We start from the raw sequence: 16079 nt of genomic DNA on the forward strand, positions 1-16079 counted from the left end.
TCAAACTCTAATTAAAGTTTGGGGTGTTTTTTAAAGTTCAATCTTGTGAGACAAGGCTTTATACAGTTTTTCGATTTCTAAAGGTTTCCATAGAATAGCATCAAACAATTTTCTGTTTTCTTCGTGCTCATTTGTTTGTACATCAGCTGTTACCGCAAATATTGGTGTATCACTATTCTTGTTTTTAGTCGCCTTTATCTTTTTAGTTGCTTCTACACCATTCATAATAGGCATATGGATATCCATTAAAATAAAATCGTATTTCTTAATGGTTGATGCTTCTAAAGCTTCTTTACCATCTTTAACGATAACCGAATTTACGTCCCATTTCTTAAGAACCTTTTTCATAAGTAAAGCGTTAATTAAAGTATCGTCTGCTATAAGTGCTAATTTTCCTTTAAGCTTACTATAATCTATTTCTTCGGCTTCAATAACATTATCAACCCTCTTAAGCTGAAGCGTAAAATAAAACTCAGAACCTTCATTTAGCACACTATTTACTAATATTTCCCCCTGATGAAGCTCTACCAACTTTTTAACAATGGCAAGTCCTAAACCTGTTCCGCCTTGGTCTCTTGTTATAACTGGTTTTATTTGAGAAAAACTATCGAAGATGACTTGCAAATTTTCTTTAGAAATCCCTTCTCCGGAATCTTTTACACTAAAACGAATGGTATCGTAAACCTTATCTTCATTTATTAAAGCCGTCTCAAGTACAATATCTCCTCTTTGCGTAAACTTTATAGCATTGCTTATAAGATTACCTAAAATCTGGCCTATTTTGGCCTGATCTAACGAATAATACCTATCGCTTGGTATATCACTTTTTAAAACTAAATCGAGATCTTTTAGTTTAGCATTATTGTTATGCAATGAGATAATATTAGAACATAATTCTTTTAGGTTAGCATTACGTACTTCTAATACTGATTTGTTAGAGTCTAATTTGGTAAAATCTAATGTATCATTTACTGTATTAATTAAATTTTTAGATGCAAATTGAAGACTATTAAACAACTCTTTATCAGCGTTTATAATATTATCTTTTAAAATTGAGATTATCGTTGTTATAGCATTTAATGGAGTTCTAATTTCATGACTCATAATAGATAAGAATTCCTGTCTTAACCGCACAGCTTCTTTCTCCTCTTTATTTATGATTTCAATAGCCTTTTGTTTTTCCTTATTAATTCTTGCTTCATTTTCCAAATTATTCATTTGGTTAATTAGATCATAATGTTCTATAACTTTTACGGTCTGCGTATTTGTAATCTTATCTTTTTCAAATACATAAAGCTCTAAATATTTAAGCGCATCTACATGGTTACGATTGCCTTTGTACATCATTGACAAAAGATTATAACCTTTAATTTTCACCATAGTAGAGTTTATACTCTCTGCAATTTCTACACTAGCTTTTAAGACGTATTCTGCTTTCTCAAAATCTTGAAGCATATTATACATTTTACCAAGTTTAGATAAACACATTGCAGAACCAAATTGCTCATTTAACTCCATATGAATATCTAAAGCTTCAAAAAAATCTCTTTTTGCTTCTTCGTATAATCCTATTTTTAAATGTATTTTTCCTCTACCATAAATAGCAAAACCTAAGCCTCTTACATCATTTGTCTGTTTCTTTAAATCTATAGAGCGACTGATCTTCTCTTTAGCTAGATTTATTTTATTCTTTTTTAAATATAACCCAGATAAATTATTTAGAATATTAGCTTCTAAATTTTTGTCTGATAGTTTTACAGCAATCTTTATAGCACTTACATAAGTTTTATGTGCATTATCATTGTCACCGATATATTCGTAAATGGTACCTACAGCTTTTTCAGTTTTGGCTATTCCATGCAAATCACCCGCTGTTCTATAAATCTTTAAGGCTTCTAATAATTGAACTAAGCCACTATAAAAATCATTAGTTTTGTAAAATACACTTCCAATATTATAGCGTGCATCTGCTATACCTACTTCTACATCTATAGATTTAAATATGGAAATGGCTTGTTTAGATAATTCTTTAGACTTTTCAAACTCAGTAATAATCATATAAAAAAGCCCTAATTGATTTAAGCTTTTTCCTATTAAAGCCTTATCATTAAGTGCTTCACTTAAATCTAGCGCTTTTTGAGTTAACGCTATACTATTAGAAATATCTCTAGTTCTAAAAGCATAAGCTTGGTCTAATATTTTATAAATTTTTTCTTTGTTGTTCGAAATCATTTAGGGGTAAATTTCTCTTCAAAAATATCAATATTAATTTAGGAAAAGCATTGTTTTTAATAATTATACTTATAAATTTAGCCTTGTAATAAATATGATACAAGCCTTAGACATAAAGCTAAATAAGAAGAATAAATCATTAAACAATTTACCATTTTTTTATTGAAATAAAATTTAAATCTTAAACTAAATTAGGACCTGAAAATGTGATTCTTACGTATAAATAAAGTTTGGGATGATTTTTGCATATCTAGTTTAATAACTTTTAATTAACTTATTTTAAACAGAAATCACTAATATTGACAAACAGAACACAGCTTAGATAATTAAATATTTAAAAGTGACTTATTTAAGGTGTTTTGTGTCTTTAAGACAGTAAACATTTAACATGAAAAAATTAGTATTAATTTTACTTTTAATGGTTGTTGCGACTCCATTAGCGACTGCGCAATCCGATGAAAAGATTAAAGGGGATAGAAACGTCACCATTAAACAAACCTATATTGATAATTTTAATTCAATTATAGTTAATGCTGATTTTTCTATTGAAGTTGTATATAACAGTAAACCTTCAGTTAGTATTGAAGCTGACGATAATTTGCACGAAGTTATTCAATTTACTGTTGTAGATGGAGTACTCACCTTTGCAGAAACTACAAGGATCACCTCTAAAAAGAAATTAAATATTACCGTTAATTATAGTGACGGACTTAACCATATAGAAACACGAGGTGACGGAGAAATTAGATCACTAACCTCTATGGAGCTTGGTGATGTTACTTTAATTACTGCAGACAATTCTAGAGCTTACCTTAATATAAATGCTAAAAACTTTATCTATAAAAGTACAGGAAAATCTAAAACACGTTTAAATCTAACTGCTAATAGCACCAAAATAGAATTAAGTGATAACACTAAATTAGATGCCTTAATTAATAGTAAGGTTGCTGATTTTGATTTGTACTTACGTTCTGATGCTGTTATTGAAGGGAGTGCAGATAGCTCTGTAGTTAGAATGGATAACTCTTCGAACTTCAATGGCTCTAAATTTGATGTAAAAACATCTGAAGTTACATTAGAAGACAATAGTGATTTAACTATTTCTGCTATAGAAAACATATCTATTGCTGCTTCTGGTAATAGTGAAGTTTATCTTTTTGGAGGAGCAACCATTACAATTACAAAATTTGAGGATACTGCTAAGTTGCAGAAAAAACAACGATAATAAAGTAGTAGATATTTAAGACTCTAAAATCTTAAGTGAAAATTGGATTTCAATTTCAGAGGACACTTTAACCATACCCAACATTTTTGTAGGAGCTATTAAATTGAAATCATTGATATCTAAAGGCATAACTCCACTAACATGCAAATCTTGATCTTGAGTAATAGAGACAGGTATTGTATAAGTTTTTACAATATTACCAATTGTAATCTCTACTGTAGCTTTAATTGAAGTATCGTGAGATTTTATTTTAGAAATTTCTTTTAATTTAAGTGTTATAGCAGGATACTCATCTGTATTTAATAATTCCTTAAAGTCTTTATTAATAACCCTACCACCACAATTAAACTCTACATTAGGCAATATCAATTTAGTATCTACAAACTTAATTTTTTTACCATAATCTTGATAGCTAATTTTAATAGCTTCCGAGAAGGCATCCATATCAAAGTGACACTCAAATGTACTTACATTAGTTTTTCCTATAATTTTAAGAAAGCTTTCTGAAGAAAAAACAATAGTAGCCTCTTTTGCATCTAATACTTCATTAGACACAAGATGAATTGAGTTAGACCCGAATAGAAATAAAGTAAAAAATAAAAATGCTCTTATCATAACTTAAAATTAAATAATAAGGCCTTTATTTCAAAAATAAAGGCCTTTTAATTGACTAACTCTCTTAGAAGCTTATTACTGCCTCTACCATAACACCATCAAATTGACCATCCTCAAGAATATCTCCTGCTGCGTAATCATTGTATTGTTGATTTACGTATTCAGCCTTCATTAAAATATTTCTAGTTAAAAACCAACCAGCTCCTAATTGAAATCTATTAATAGTAACATCATCCCCACTTGCTAACTCAGAGCTAACAGTATTGTAACGTCCTCCTACAAATATATTTTCTTTATCACCAAATCTGTAAATAACTTCACCTGCATATTGTTCTGTATTTCTTCTTTCTGTTTCTGTTGCTAATCTTCTTCCTGAAGTTAATTCAACTGTACCAAACACTTCTAAACCACCGTACTTTACAAAAGGGTTAATCATTACTGCAGTAATTTGATTTCCGTATGAAGGATCGAAACGACCTGCTCTAAAATTATCACTTGTAGATGTTGCATCCTGCATTATATCATAATATCTAGAACCGGCTCTATCTGCAGAATATAAGTATACATTTTGCGCGTATCCTGTGTTATATAAAGATCCTGTTAAACGTACTCTTAAATCATCTGAAAGTTGCTTGTCATAACCTAATTTTGCTAACAATGCAGCACCCCCGGTTGTTCCGTTAGACTCTTCTACGCTTTGGTTTAATTTACCGTTTGTAAATCCTAACATTCCAAAAAATCCATTCCCTGTATTATAGTATACTTCAGCACCTACTTCAGTAGTAAATGAATCCATAATTAGGTTGCCAATAAATGGATTGTGAATAGCTTGAGCGTTATCACTTCTTCTAAAGTGCGTATCACCATAGTTATTTTCCATATGACCAATTTTAATCGTCACATGCTTCATTAAGTCTTCCATAAATCCTTTAGAGATAAAGTCTAATTTATCAACTTGAAAATAACCACCTTTTACATAAGGTTCGTTGTGGTGTCTAGATGATAAATAAGTTCTTAAGTGCATGCTTACACCATCATAAAGTGCTACATCTAAATCTAAATTTGCTGTTGCTAAGTTAAAATTAGTACCAACTTCTTTTAGAGCTACTGCACCTGAGTTTTCATTATCTAAAGCCTGAAATTGAAGTGCAAAAGACCCTCCCATTCTTACGTGTAAATTTTCGAAAGCTGTAAGCGTATCTTTTTGTGGTTCAAAAACATTTACACCTCTTTGGTCTGGTTGTCTGTAGTTATCAAAATCTCTTGGATTAACAGTTTGTGCAGATATAGAATATCCCATTGTAAGAACAATGCCGAGGATTGCGAATTTCTGTATTGATTTCATAATTAATTGATTTTAAAGTTATAGTTGTTTTGTTTGTTTTTTATTTTTTTTCAAAAACTGAATTGAAAGTGATTTTTATGTCATCTCCCGTTTTAATAGTTCCTAATAAAGCTTTAGGTGGGTCGATACCAAAATCTGTCATTTTAAAAGATTTTTCACCCTCCAATAGAACTTTATCTCCTTCTAGTTTTACAGTAACACCTATAGTAATTGTTTTACTAACACCAGAGATTGTCATTTTCCCTGAAGCAGAAACTTTAAAAGAGTGATCAGATAATTTATCTACTTGCTTTACAGATGTAAGATTAAAATTCATTGTTTTATGATCATCTGTATTTAAAGCTTCATAAGTGTTATTATCCATTGAAGATTTACCACTTTTTAAGCTCTCTGCTTCTACTGTAATAGTTAACGTACTAATCTCTAAAGTTTCAGAAACAGCCATAACCAGCTTACCAGATTGTTTTTCTGTTTCTAAAGTCCAATCATGTAACGACGATGTACCATGTACTTCTAAAACAGAACTACTATTATTTAAAACATAATTTTGAGATGATGCTATCTGAAAAGAAAATAGACTGCTCACTAATAAGGCTAGAAAAAATACTTTTGATTTAATTGAATTATTCATAGTTGAGTGTTTTACGTTTCTGCAAAGATTTACATAAAAAGACACTTAAATTATGACAAAAATCAGTAATCAAGATTCCTATAAAACATTAACAATTTCATAAAGATTATGACAAAAAAAAAGCCGAAGTAATTAACTTCGGCTTTTTTTTAAATAATAAAAATCTTAATTATAAGTAGGCGTTGCTACTTCAAAGTCTGCATCTTTAGCAGCCAAATAGCGTTCTGCATCTAAAGCTGCCATACAGCCCGTTCCGGCCGCTGTTATTGCTTGCCTATAAACATGATCTGCTGCATCACCACTTACAAAAACTCCTTCAATATTAGTTTTACTTGTTCCTGGTGCTGCATTAATAATATAACCTGTTTCATCTAAATCTAAAATATCTTTAAAAATATCTGTATTAGGTTTATGACCTATAGCAACAAAGAAACCAGTAGCTTCAATATCGTGCTTTTCTTTTGTTTTGTTATTAAACACTCTGACTCCTGTAACGACCTGACCATCTCCTAAAACTTCATCCGTTTCAGTATTGAATAAAATTTCAATGTTCGCTGTATTCTTAACACGATTAGCCATAATTTTAGAGGCTCTAAACTCATCACGTCTTACTAACATTGTTACTTTTTTACAAAGCTTAGATAGATAATGCGCTTCCTCGCAAGCAGAATCTCCTGCACCTACGATAACAACTTCTTGATTTCTATAAAAGAAACCATCACAAACTGCACAAGCAGAAACACCTCCACCTAATTTTAAATATTTTTGTTCTGATGGTAAATTCAAATATTTTGCAGATGCACCTGTTGATATAATAATAGTGTCTGCGTGAATTTCTTTTTCTTCATTAACCCAAGCTTTATGAACATCACCTGAAAAATCAACTTTAGAAACCCAACCATGCCTAACATCAGTACCAAAACGTTCTGCTTGCTTTTGTAATTGCATCATCATTTCTGGCCCACTAATTCCTTCTGGGTATCCCGGAAAATTTTCAACATCATTTGTTGTTGTTAACTGACCTCCTGGTTGTTCTCCTTGATATAAAACAGGTGCCATATTAGCTCTAGCCGCATAAACCGCAGCTGTGTAACCTGCTGGTCCAGAACCTATAATTAAACACTTTACTTTTTCAATTGTATCTGACATATCTCGTTTTTTTATAATTTCACTATGCTTCTATTCTACTGATTTAAAATTTAAACAAACAGTTGAAAGCAGCTAAAACAAAAGTAGGTTTTTTCATTAAATCCTTACTCATAAGTTATTAACAGTAACTATAGTGGTATAAATATATTAAATACACTTCACTTCTGTCTTTAATTAGTAATCCATAGGACTCTAATAGTAAAAATACAGATAAAATAAGATCCTAAATCTTAAGTTTAAGACGTGCTTTTGTGTTTATATCTTATTGCAAGGACAAACCAAACGATTTCTGTAACAATTAAAGTCCTAGATTTTAAAGCTGAAGTTATGGCTAAAATATTACCACCAAAAAAATAGTATATAAATGAGTTAGAGCCTTAAAAATATGGTATAGATAGATTGCATTAAATGAAGATAATGCTATAATTTATTCTAAAAATGACAAATGTATTTAACAATATAAAGTCGTTATAAATACAAAGTCTGCGAGCACCATAAAAATGATGTTACGCAGACTTTACTCCTAAATAAATGTTATTTTGTTTTATTTCAATGTAAAAATAACTTCTAATGTTACATATTCTGAATCAGTATTTGATGATTGCCAATATGTAGATGCATTATAATCGCTACTAACTATTGAGCATATTTCCCCAATTTCTTCACCACTAATAGCTGCTAACATTTCTGCTTTTTCACGAGCATTTTCTAACGCTAAAGCCATTAACTTTTTCATATCTGCATCAGATGTTTCAGTTTTTATTTGAATATAAGCAGGCATGACTTGTGCCATTCTAATACCTGTTAATTTTAAGATTTCAGCCTTATTATTAGTTTCAAATCTAAGAACAGTTCCATCTTTTCTGTATCCTGAAGAAACATATGATAATTCATCTACAGTAAATTTTGACTTATCTATATTTAGTTCAGCTACCTTTTCATAGTATTTAGCCAACAATTCATCCAAGCTGTTGTAAGGACTGTCACCATAGTAACTATTTTCTAAAGTCAGTGTTACATCTGTTCTATAAATAGTAGTTTGAGTTGTTTTTTCGGCTACACCATAGACACTTATAACGCGCTTACCTGCTGTGCTTTGAGCGATTCCAAATGTTGAAATACACAATAATATTGCTAATGCAAATTGTTTCATGTTAATGATAATTTATTGTTATTAAGAATTGATTGATTCAGAAATTTATATTGTAAATAAGAAAGATGCTGCAATCATCCAGCCACCTACTACTAATCCTAAGATTCCAAATTGACCTAACTTTGGTGCTAATTTTTCTCTTAACGCTGCTCCTTTTGCTTGGGCTGCCTCGTTTTTACTTAGAATCAATTGGTTTATCATACCAAATCCTAACATAAACCCAAGTGCTGCTTCTACTACACTACCAGCTAATAAAGTAATCCACCAAACCGGTGCTATTGATAACCATCCTATATTAAGTAAGGCAGAAATAACTCCCCAAACCCCAACGATGCAAAACACAAGCCCAATCCAACCTTGGTAAGGTGCTACTTTGTCTAACAGCTCTTGTGCGTTAGGTTTTTTTGATAAAATAAGTGATGGTACTGCGATGATGCTTAAAAGGATTAAAGTAATTCCGTAAATCATAAGTTCTAATTTTTTAGTTTTAGTTATTGTTATGATGCAAATTTCGGATTATTACTCCTTATGAAATGTACTGTAAGTAGTAAAAATACTTACCCTGTTTTCAGGGATAGACAGTTTTATTGCTATAATTTAGAAAATATATGAATATAAAAAAACATGCTTATTCACTCATAAAATCAGCGCATGATCTTCTATGAGTTATTCTAATAACCTGATATTTAATTAAATTATTAAAAGAAAGATGTAATTAATCTAGCATTCCTTTTTCTACGGCATAGCGAGTAAGACCTGCTAAATTACGTACACCTAATTTAGAAATAAGGTTTTTACGATAACTCTCTATAGTATGTTTACTTAAAAATAATTGATCTGCAATTTCTTGTGTTGTAAACTCTTGAGCTATAAGTTTTAAAACCTCTGTTTCACGCTTACTCAGTGAAATTTCTGGGTTAGACTTTGCCGAGAACATAGCTTCCATTAAGACTTGTTTAATACGTGGTGAAAAATAATTTTTACCTTCTAATATCGATTTTATAGCTTTTAGTAACTCTGTCTTCTCAGCATTTTTAGAAATGTAGCCATTTGCATTGGCTTCGGTAAGTATTTTAATTTTTTTAGCATCCTCTAGCATACTAACCACAAGGGTTTTTATTTGAGGAAACTCTGATTTAATAGCTGCATTTAATTCTACACCATCCATTTCTGGCATATTAATATCTGTAATTACCAAATCTATCTTTTCGTCCGTATTAATTCTTAAGTATTTTAAAACCTGTGTTCCTGTCTTAGCGGTAAGAATAATATTAATAGACGCTTCTTCTGCCAAAATACTTGTTAACCCATCTAAAAACATAGCATGGTCATCGGCAATAATTATAGAAAATGATGTACTCATAAATTAATTTTGTGGTAAGCTTATACTTATTACGGTTCCTCGGTTTACTGCTGTATCTATAGAAATTCTACCTTTAAAATTAGCCACTCTGGTTTCCATATTCTTTAGACCTATTCCTTTATTTGTCTTATTTAAATCAAAACCAACTCCATCATCTTCATACAGAAGTTCAATGCTTTTAGCTTCTGGAAATGATGTAATTTGAACATTAATTTCTTCTGCTTTGGCATGTTTTAAAGCATTCGTTACTAATTCTTTTATAATATTAAATAACGATACTTGAAGCGATACCTCAATCGCATTTACCTCATCATTAGGATACGCTTCAAAACGTAAATTTACGGAAGCATCTTTACTTATACTATCTAAATAGCTATTTACTAAATCTGTAAATGCAGAGCCCTCAAATTCTTTAGGAATTAAACTGTGTGAAATCTCACGAACCTGATTGTAAGTTGCGTCTAGTAAATTTAATATTTGTCTAAACTCTGGCTGATGATCACCCAAACTATTCATCTTTAATTTTATACCCGCTAAATTACCACCAATACTATCGTGTAATTCTCTTGCTATTCTGTCTCGTTCTTTAGATTGTACTGAAATCGTATTTTTGGCCAATTCTAATTCTTGAGATTGCAATAAAGTGGTAACCTCTTGTTGATTAATCGCTTCCTGTTGTTTATTTAATAAACTTTGGGTTTGCAACTTTTGATAATAAACTATTAGTAATAATATAATTGGAATAAGAATCACTAGAAAGCCTATTAAGAAAGCATATTTTATAGTTTTTTGACGTTCAATTTCTGCTTGTTGCAAAATTTGATCTTCCTGCAATTGACTAATCTCCTTTTCCTTTTTTAAAGTTTCGTACTTTAGTTCTAAATCTTTTACTAAACGTTGATTTTGCTTATCCGCTATTTCTTTTGTAACCCTTTGGTATTGCGTAATTAAATTATAAGCGTTTTTATAATCTTCTTTTACTTTATAGAGCTTCACTAAATCGCCTATAACTTTTTGTTCTAACTCTAATCGGTTCCATTGTATGGTGTTTATATAAGCTGTGGTTAGAACCACTTCAGAAACATCATATTCTTCTAACATGGCATGGCTCAATCCTATATCTAAAGTAGCTTCAATATATACATCATAAAAACCATTATTTAATGCCGTAGTTTTAATCCTATTTGTCTTTTCTAAAAGACTTTCAAAATGACCTCGTCTAAGTTCTATTTTAGATAAATTGAGTTCTAGTTCTAATTTTAACTTTTGGTAATTATCGATAAATTCTTCAGATAAAGCTTTATTTATCATTATTTCGGCTAGGTCCAAGTCATTAGATTGGATTAAATACTGACTTTTAACAACTTCATTTTTTAAATAGAAATCATTAGGTGTTTTTTTTTGCGGTAATTCTTCTAATAATTCTTTAGATTTTTTTAATTCGCTTTTAAGCAAATAAGTTTCTGCTAACTGTAATTTTAAATACTTTTGAATAGATTGTTCTGAATTTGAGCTTTCAATACCTTCAATTAAAGATTTAATTGACTCTTCTAATAATCCCAGTTTTTGAGCTGCAGCACCTTCAAAATATAAACCACTAAGCTTAATCTCATCTCTATTTTTAATATTTCGCCCCTTATAAAGCGCTTCATTTTTAATAAGGTGTCCATAATGCATTAAAGAATCTGCATGACCAGATTCTAAATAAATCATAGCAATAGTATCTAAATATTTAAATCTAATTTCTTGATTTTCGGAATATTTTAAATTTTCATAAAGCTTATAATCCACCATTCTAGGTAATTCACCAAAAGCTCTAAAAGTATCCTTTTGTTGAGCGAAGCCAACAAAACAAAGCATACTTAATAAAAGATAAAACGTGTTTTTAATTTGCATTTTTGATTTTTATATCTTTTTACAAAAATAGTATATAGACTTTCTAATTTCTAAACATTAGATCGTAATACTATTTTAAAAGGTTCAAATGCAATTTAAACAAACACTATAGGCTTTTAGTCACTGATTTCAGTGAAAAAAAAATAGCCTTAAGAAGTTTTTACGCTTCTTAAGACTATTAATAATATTATATACTGAATTATTTATTTCTTCAATACTCCTTTTAATAATGATAATACAAAAAGTACTATAAAAATAAAGAAGATAATTTTAGCGATTCCTGCTGCTGCTCCTGCTATTCCTCCGAATCCAAGTACGGCTGCTATGATTGCTATTATAACGAATGTGATTGTCCAACGTAACATATTTTTTGGTTTTAGTTAATTAGATTAGAACTTCTAACCTTCATTACAAAGATGGCCTATATTAACGATTTTAGTTTGCTCAAATGATTTAGATATTAACCGAATTACAATGTAATTCTATAATTTTCAGAACATAATAAAAACCCATCTAAGATGAGTTTTATTATACATTACCAAAAAATATTAAACTATTTTAAAGTAGCCATAGGAAAATCATTATAGTGCGCTGGCTCTAAAATGGTTTGATACATGATTTGGTTTTTATAAAATTCTTTAGAAATTGTATGCGCTTGCAAATCTACATGCCCTATTTTTCCATATCCAAAAGTTGCCAAATCAACATCATATTCTAACCAAGCCTTATAATGATCTGAACTAATAACAATAGGAAACTCTGAACCTAGATTATGAATCTCTTTTATGTCATGTTTTTTGGCTGGAGTTGTAATAAGACTAAATGATAAAAAACCATCACTCAATCTAGAATAAATACCTGCAAGAGCAAAAGGTTTATGGTCTTTTTCATATACATAAAAGGGATAAATTTCACCGTTGTACAAATAAGAGGTAAAAAAACCAGAAACGATAACTACACAACGTTGTTGTTTTATGCGCTTACTTAACCAGTCTGCAGAACCTAAGTCGTCAATAGAGGTATTTAATGTATTTGTTAAATTTTGAAAACTTTGCCAATCTTCCTTATAATTTTCTGGAAGTAAACCCCAGATAGCATAGTCTATAACTTCTGATGTTTGCTTTGTTATTATAGGTAATGACTCTTCTAAAAGACCATTAATAATTGCTGTTGTTCTGTAAAGCAGAGGATATTTAAATTTAGCGTCAAAATCACCCTCTAATTGAAGTATATCAGTCGTATTTGATAATTTGTAGAACATCTTTCTTTTTACTGCAAGTAACTAAAACAAAGCCTTATCCATTATCTGATACAAAAAAAATACTAGCCCATAACCTAATCTATTTTTTTTAAATGCCTGGTGTACAAACGAAAAAGAGCGTGTATTTGTTTTTATACAAATACACGCTCTTTTTAATTAATTAAGTCTAATTTGAAACTTATTTTAAATTTTCTAAAGATTTCACCTCAGATAAATCTGTTTCGATATTCTTTTTTTGAGATAGCAAAATCGATTTTGTACTACTAGGCAAGCTCGTTTCCATTAATACATCTTGGTATTCATCTACAGACGCCTTTTCTCCTCTGATAGCTTCTTCTAACATGGACTCTTCATTGTCTTGAGACAACCAAGATTTTACATCCATCCATGTTCTGTGAGCAGATCCTGTTATACTACCTCCTTTATCTACCTCTTGTCCAAATGTTTTAATCTCTGATTTAAGATCATGTCCAAAAGTGCGCCTTTGTTCTGCTTTACGGTTAAAGTAATTTTTAAGACCTAAGTGATTTACATTCTCTGCTGCTTTCTTATAGCCCTTTTCTGCGTCATAATTTTTCTCTAATAAATTATTTAATTTACTCCCTACTTCTTCTGTGTATGTTGCCATTTTTTTATTTTTTTTTAATTAACAGTAATTTCTTTAATGATGTTTACCATAATACATCCTTAAAATCTAAGTTTTCACTTAGCTCTTGTTCAAATTTAATGAGGAAATTCAATACCGATTAATTCAATTAGAGAATAGATTAACGTTATTAATCAACACTAAAAACCTTAACACTATTTAAGAAAAACCAGCTCAAAAGAACTAACTATCAGCACATAAAAAAAAGAGCTATCTCATTTAAAACCCAATAATCAGTTTTGACACTCATTTTTGAAATTTTAAAAGGATAGCTCACCAACCTAACCTAAAACGATGCTATCTATGTGCTTTCATATAATCCACATATTTTGTAGCTAATTCTTCTTTTTCTTTTTCGGTGAACACCTTTCCCGAAAGCTGAAAAAAACTATGTTCTTCATCTTCTAAATGATGTTCTACTTTATGTTTTAAATCTTTCGCAATTTTTAACCAAGCAGAAGAGTCCATATCTGTCTGTTCTAATCTTTCTATAAGTTCATCAATCTCATGGTGTTCAGCAATTCCATGTCTGGCATGTTCTTGCATCATATCTACAGGAATTAACGGCTTATAAAAATGACGTTCCTCCGCGTTGGCATGTATCGAAAGTTCTTTATTCAATTTTTTAAATAAATCGCTTCTTGTTTTAGTATCGCCAGAAGTATCTACCAGTTGCTTTAAAAGGTCGCGTTGTATATCGTGATCATTGCGTATAGCTTCGTAAATATTCATGATGTATTGGTTTAAATTATTTCTTGATTCTTCTCAAAGGTAGATCTTACACTAAGGAATCATTTGCTCTATTAAGATGAAGCTTAACGGATTTGATAAACCATCGTAAAACAAACAAATTATAACGTTTTTTTATATTTTTTTAAGAGCTACTCTTTTTATTTAAACTATTTTTACCTTTAAACGAACACAAACTATGCTAATCTGTATACCCGACATTAGTGGTTTTACTAAATTTATGAGCGAGGCAGAAGCAGATCTGAGTGCTAAAGTTGTTCCTGCTTTACTTAATCAAATTATATATTCGAATGAAATTGGATTAAGAGTCTCTGAAATTGAAGGAGATGCCGTACTCTTTTATAAAAGAGGAGATTTACCATCTTTAAAAATATTGATTGATCAGTGTACTTTATTCTATACCGAATTCTATAATCAGCTTGCTACTTTAGATAAGCGCTTTAAGCAAGAAACAAATGGTGAACCGATTATAACATCTCTAGGTTTAAAAATAATTTTACATTACGGAGAAGATGTCGAAGCTGTTAACATAGGCAAACACATTAAGCTTATGGGCGAAGATGTTATTATAGCCCATAAATTACTTAAAAATACCATTAATAAAGACGAATATATTTTATTCACCGAAACTTTGCTCGATCAATATGCACACGAAGAACTAGACGAAAGATTATTCTGGGCCAAGCTTAAACAAGGGGATGAAAACTACGAACATATTGGAGACGTAAATTACGCTTACGTAGATTTAACACCTCTAGTATAACCAACGAATTAAATAGAATGATTGAAATTATAATAAATCCTGAAAACACTAGGGACATTTTAACTCAAATTAGTGCTCATTTGGGCGGAACAATCGAAGAAAAATGGGGTGAATACACCATGACATTAGATAATAATAATGGGAAAGGAAAAATCATCTACATCCCTTTTGATTGGGGAGTTAATCTGCTTGATTTCAATATTACCTTTAATAAAGAATTTATCCTAAAAATTGAAGCTGAAGAGTTTAACCCAATTAGATTTATGTACAATCTAAAAGGTTATTTTTCTCACCGCTTTGGAGAACAAAGTACAGAAAGAAAGACTGAACAATTTCAGTCTGTAATATTTACAAATAAATCTGACGGAATTAACTACCTCCATTTTCCTAAGCATGAAAAGTTAGAAGTAAATATTATTCAAATTGTAAGGAAAGAATTCATGAAGAAGCGAACTACTAATGTGGCTTCTTTGAATAAGAAATTATATGAATTGTTTGTAGACAGAGATTATGAAAATCGATACATGCATTTTGGCGAGCTTAACCTAGGAATGGCTGACGATGTACGAAAAATTCATAAAATAAAGGCAAAAGGAATGTTGCGCGTCTTAAAAATTGAAGCCAAAGTTTATGAAATCTTATCCTTACACATTCAACAACATGAAAGACAAACTGCAGGTAAAGAATTACCTAATTCATTAACTAAAAAAGAATTAAAAACAATAAAAAAGATCTGCGATTTAATTCAAAAAGAACCGTCTAAGCAATATTCTCTAGATCAATTATCTGAAAAATATGGTTTATCCCAAGTAAAACTTCAAGATGGCTTTAAATTTCTATATAAACGCACAGTGACTGAATTTATCCGTCATATTCGTTTAGAAAAAGCACGAAATTTTATTAAAACTACAGATTTAAATATTTCTCAAATTGTATATTCAATAGGATTTACAAGCCGAAGCTATTTTTCTAAAATATTTAAAGAAAAATACGGCATTTCACCAAATGAATTTAAGAAACAAATTGTATCTAAAGTAGAAATTTAAAAAT

At 30.2% G+C, this 16079-nt stretch carries 16 protein-coding genes; 3 read left to right on the plus strand and 13 right to left on the minus strand.

Features of this window, described 5'->3' with window-relative positions:
- Positions 1-30: 30 nt before the first annotated feature.
- Positions 31-2232, minus strand: a complete 2202-nt coding sequence (locus tag HM985_RS10100) for a tetratricopeptide repeat-containing hybrid sensor histidine kinase/response regulator (protein ID WP_179376138.1) — start codon at positions 2230-2232, stop codon at positions 31-33.
- A 388-nt stretch (positions 2233-2620) separates the two neighbouring features.
- Between HM985_RS10100 and HM985_RS10105 the strand changes: the two genes are divergently transcribed.
- Positions 2621-3457, plus strand: coding sequence for a GIN domain-containing protein (locus HM985_RS10105; protein WP_246284992.1), 837 nt, complete (start codon positions 2621-2623; stop codon positions 3455-3457).
- Between the two features lie 15 nt (positions 3458-3472).
- Here the strand turns inward: HM985_RS10105 and HM985_RS10110 are convergent, their stop codons facing one another.
- From HM985_RS10110 to HM985_RS10165, 12 genes are all read right to left on the minus strand, one after another.
- Positions 3473-4072 carry a YceI family protein gene (locus HM985_RS10110; RefSeq protein ID WP_179376139.1) on the minus strand — a complete coding sequence of 200 codons (600 nt, stop codon included), beginning with the start codon at positions 4070-4072 and terminating at the stop codon, positions 3473-3475.
- Positions 4073-4136: 64 nt separating this feature from the next.
- On the minus strand, positions 4137-5417 hold the full coding sequence (locus HM985_RS10115; RefSeq protein ID WP_179376140.1) for a hypothetical protein: 1281 nt from the start codon (positions 5415-5417) through the stop codon (positions 4137-4139).
- A 40-nt stretch (positions 5418-5457) separates the two neighbouring features.
- The gene (locus HM985_RS10120; protein WP_179376141.1) at positions 5458-6048 is read right to left on the minus strand and encodes a YceI family protein; all 591 of its coding nucleotides are present in this window, start codon (positions 6046-6048) and stop codon (positions 5458-5460) included.
- Positions 6049-6213: 165 nt separating this feature from the next.
- Complete coding sequence (trxB, locus tag HM985_RS10125; protein ID WP_179376142.1) at positions 6214-7197, minus strand: thioredoxin-disulfide reductase; 984 nt, start codon at positions 7195-7197, stop codon at positions 6214-6216.
- Between the two features lie 544 nt (positions 7198-7741).
- A complete protein-coding gene (locus tag HM985_RS10130) occupies positions 7742-8350 on the minus strand; it encodes an SIMPL domain-containing protein (RefSeq protein ID WP_179376143.1) in 609 nt (202 codons plus the stop codon).
- Between the two features lie 45 nt (positions 8351-8395).
- Positions 8396-8818 (minus strand): hypothetical protein, encoded by a 423-nt coding sequence (locus tag HM985_RS10135; protein WP_179316961.1) that lies wholly within the window; start codon positions 8816-8818, stop codon positions 8396-8398.
- 247 nt (positions 8819-9065) lie between these two features.
- Positions 9066-9713, minus strand: coding sequence for a response regulator (locus HM985_RS10140; RefSeq protein WP_179376144.1), 648 nt, complete (start codon positions 9711-9713; stop codon positions 9066-9068).
- 3 nt (positions 9714-9716) lie between these two features.
- Positions 9717-11609, minus strand: coding sequence for a sensor histidine kinase (locus HM985_RS10145; protein ID WP_179376145.1), 1893 nt, complete (start codon positions 11607-11609; stop codon positions 9717-9719).
- A 203-nt stretch (positions 11610-11812) separates the two neighbouring features.
- Positions 11813-11974, minus strand: a complete 162-nt coding sequence (locus HM985_RS10150) for a DUF1328 family protein (protein WP_173586802.1) — start codon at positions 11972-11974, stop codon at positions 11813-11815.
- 188 nt (positions 11975-12162) lie between these two features.
- Positions 12163-12870, minus strand: coding sequence for an SOS response-associated peptidase family protein (locus HM985_RS10155; RefSeq protein WP_179376146.1), 708 nt, complete (start codon positions 12868-12870; stop codon positions 12163-12165).
- Positions 12871-13048: 178 nt separating this feature from the next.
- A complete protein-coding gene (locus HM985_RS10160) occupies positions 13049-13498 on the minus strand; it encodes a ferritin-like domain-containing protein (RefSeq protein ID WP_173586800.1) in 450 nt (149 codons plus the stop codon).
- 315 nt (positions 13499-13813) lie between these two features.
- Positions 13814-14248, minus strand: a complete 435-nt coding sequence (locus HM985_RS10165) for a hemerythrin domain-containing protein (protein WP_173586799.1) — start codon at positions 14246-14248, stop codon at positions 13814-13816.
- A gap of 238 nt (positions 14249-14486) precedes the next feature.
- Between HM985_RS10165 and HM985_RS10170 the strand changes: the two genes are divergently transcribed.
- Both HM985_RS10170 and HM985_RS10175 read left to right on the plus strand, forming a co-directional pair.
- Positions 14487-15029, plus strand: coding sequence for a DUF2652 domain-containing protein (locus HM985_RS10170; protein WP_246284993.1), 543 nt, complete (start codon positions 14487-14489; stop codon positions 15027-15029).
- Between the two features lie 17 nt (positions 15030-15046).
- Entirely contained in the window at positions 15047-16075 is a 1029-nt protein-coding gene (locus tag HM985_RS10175; RefSeq protein WP_179376148.1) for an AraC family transcriptional regulator, read from the plus strand.
- The last annotated feature ends 4 nt before the right edge of the window (positions 16076-16079 follow it).

Origin of the sequence: Winogradskyella wichelsiae, from assembly GCF_013403925.1 — a bacterium.
GTDB lineage: Bacteria > Bacteroidota > Bacteroidia > Flavobacteriales > Flavobacteriaceae > Winogradskyella > Winogradskyella wichelsiae.

Excerpts from the sequence above, each read along its gene's own strand:
- HM985_RS10140 (WP_179376144.1), bottom strand. The coding sequence starts at position 9,713 with ATGAGTACATCATTTTCTATAATTATTGCCGATGACCATGCTATGTTT.
- HM985_RS10120 (WP_179376141.1), bottom strand. The coding sequence starts at position 6,048 with ATGAATAATTCAATTAAATCAAAAGTATTTTTTCTAGCCTTATTAGTG.
- HM985_RS10175 (WP_179376148.1), top strand. The coding sequence starts at position 15,047 with ATGATTGAAATTATAATAAATCCTGAAAACACTAGGGACATTTTAACT.
- HM985_RS10160 (WP_173586800.1), bottom strand. The coding sequence starts at position 13,498 with ATGGCAACATACACAGAAGAAGTAGGGAGTAAATTAAATAATTTATTA.
- HM985_RS10145 (WP_179376145.1), bottom strand. The coding sequence starts at position 11,609 with ATGCAAATTAAAAACACGTTTTATCTTTTATTAAGTATGCTTTGTTTT.
- HM985_RS10105 (WP_246284992.1), top strand. The coding sequence starts at position 2,621 with ATGAAAAAATTAGTATTAATTTTACTTTTAATGGTTGTTGCGACTCCA.
- HM985_RS10155 (WP_179376146.1), bottom strand. The coding sequence starts at position 12,870 with ATGTTCTACAAATTATCAAATACGACTGATATACTTCAATTAGAGGGT.
- HM985_RS10135 (WP_179316961.1), bottom strand. The coding sequence starts at position 8,818 with ATGATTTACGGAATTACTTTAATCCTTTTAAGCATCATCGCAGTACCA.
- HM985_RS10115 (WP_179376140.1), bottom strand. The coding sequence starts at position 5,417 with ATGAAATCAATACAGAAATTCGCAATCCTCGGCATTGTTCTTACAATG.
- HM985_RS10150 (WP_173586802.1), bottom strand. The coding sequence starts at position 11,974 with ATGTTACGTTGGACAATCACATTCGTTATAATAGCAATCATAGCAGCC.
- HM985_RS10170 (WP_246284993.1), top strand. The coding sequence starts at position 14,487 with ATGAGCGAGGCAGAAGCAGATCTGAGTGCTAAAGTTGTTCCTGCTTTA.
- HM985_RS10165 (WP_173586799.1), bottom strand. The coding sequence starts at position 14,248 with ATGAATATTTACGAAGCTATACGCAATGATCACGATATACAACGCGAC.
- HM985_RS10110 (WP_179376139.1), bottom strand. The coding sequence starts at position 4,072 with ATGATAAGAGCATTTTTATTTTTTACTTTATTTCTATTCGGGTCTAAC.
- trxB (WP_179376142.1), bottom strand. The coding sequence starts at position 7,197 with ATGTCAGATACAATTGAAAAAGTAAAGTGTTTAATTATAGGTTCTGGA.
- HM985_RS10130 (WP_179376143.1), bottom strand. The coding sequence starts at position 8,350 with ATGAAACAATTTGCATTAGCAATATTATTGTGTATTTCAACATTTGGA.
- HM985_RS10100 (WP_179376138.1), bottom strand. The coding sequence starts at position 2,232 with ATGATTTCGAACAACAAAGAAAAAATTTATAAAATATTAGACCAAGCT.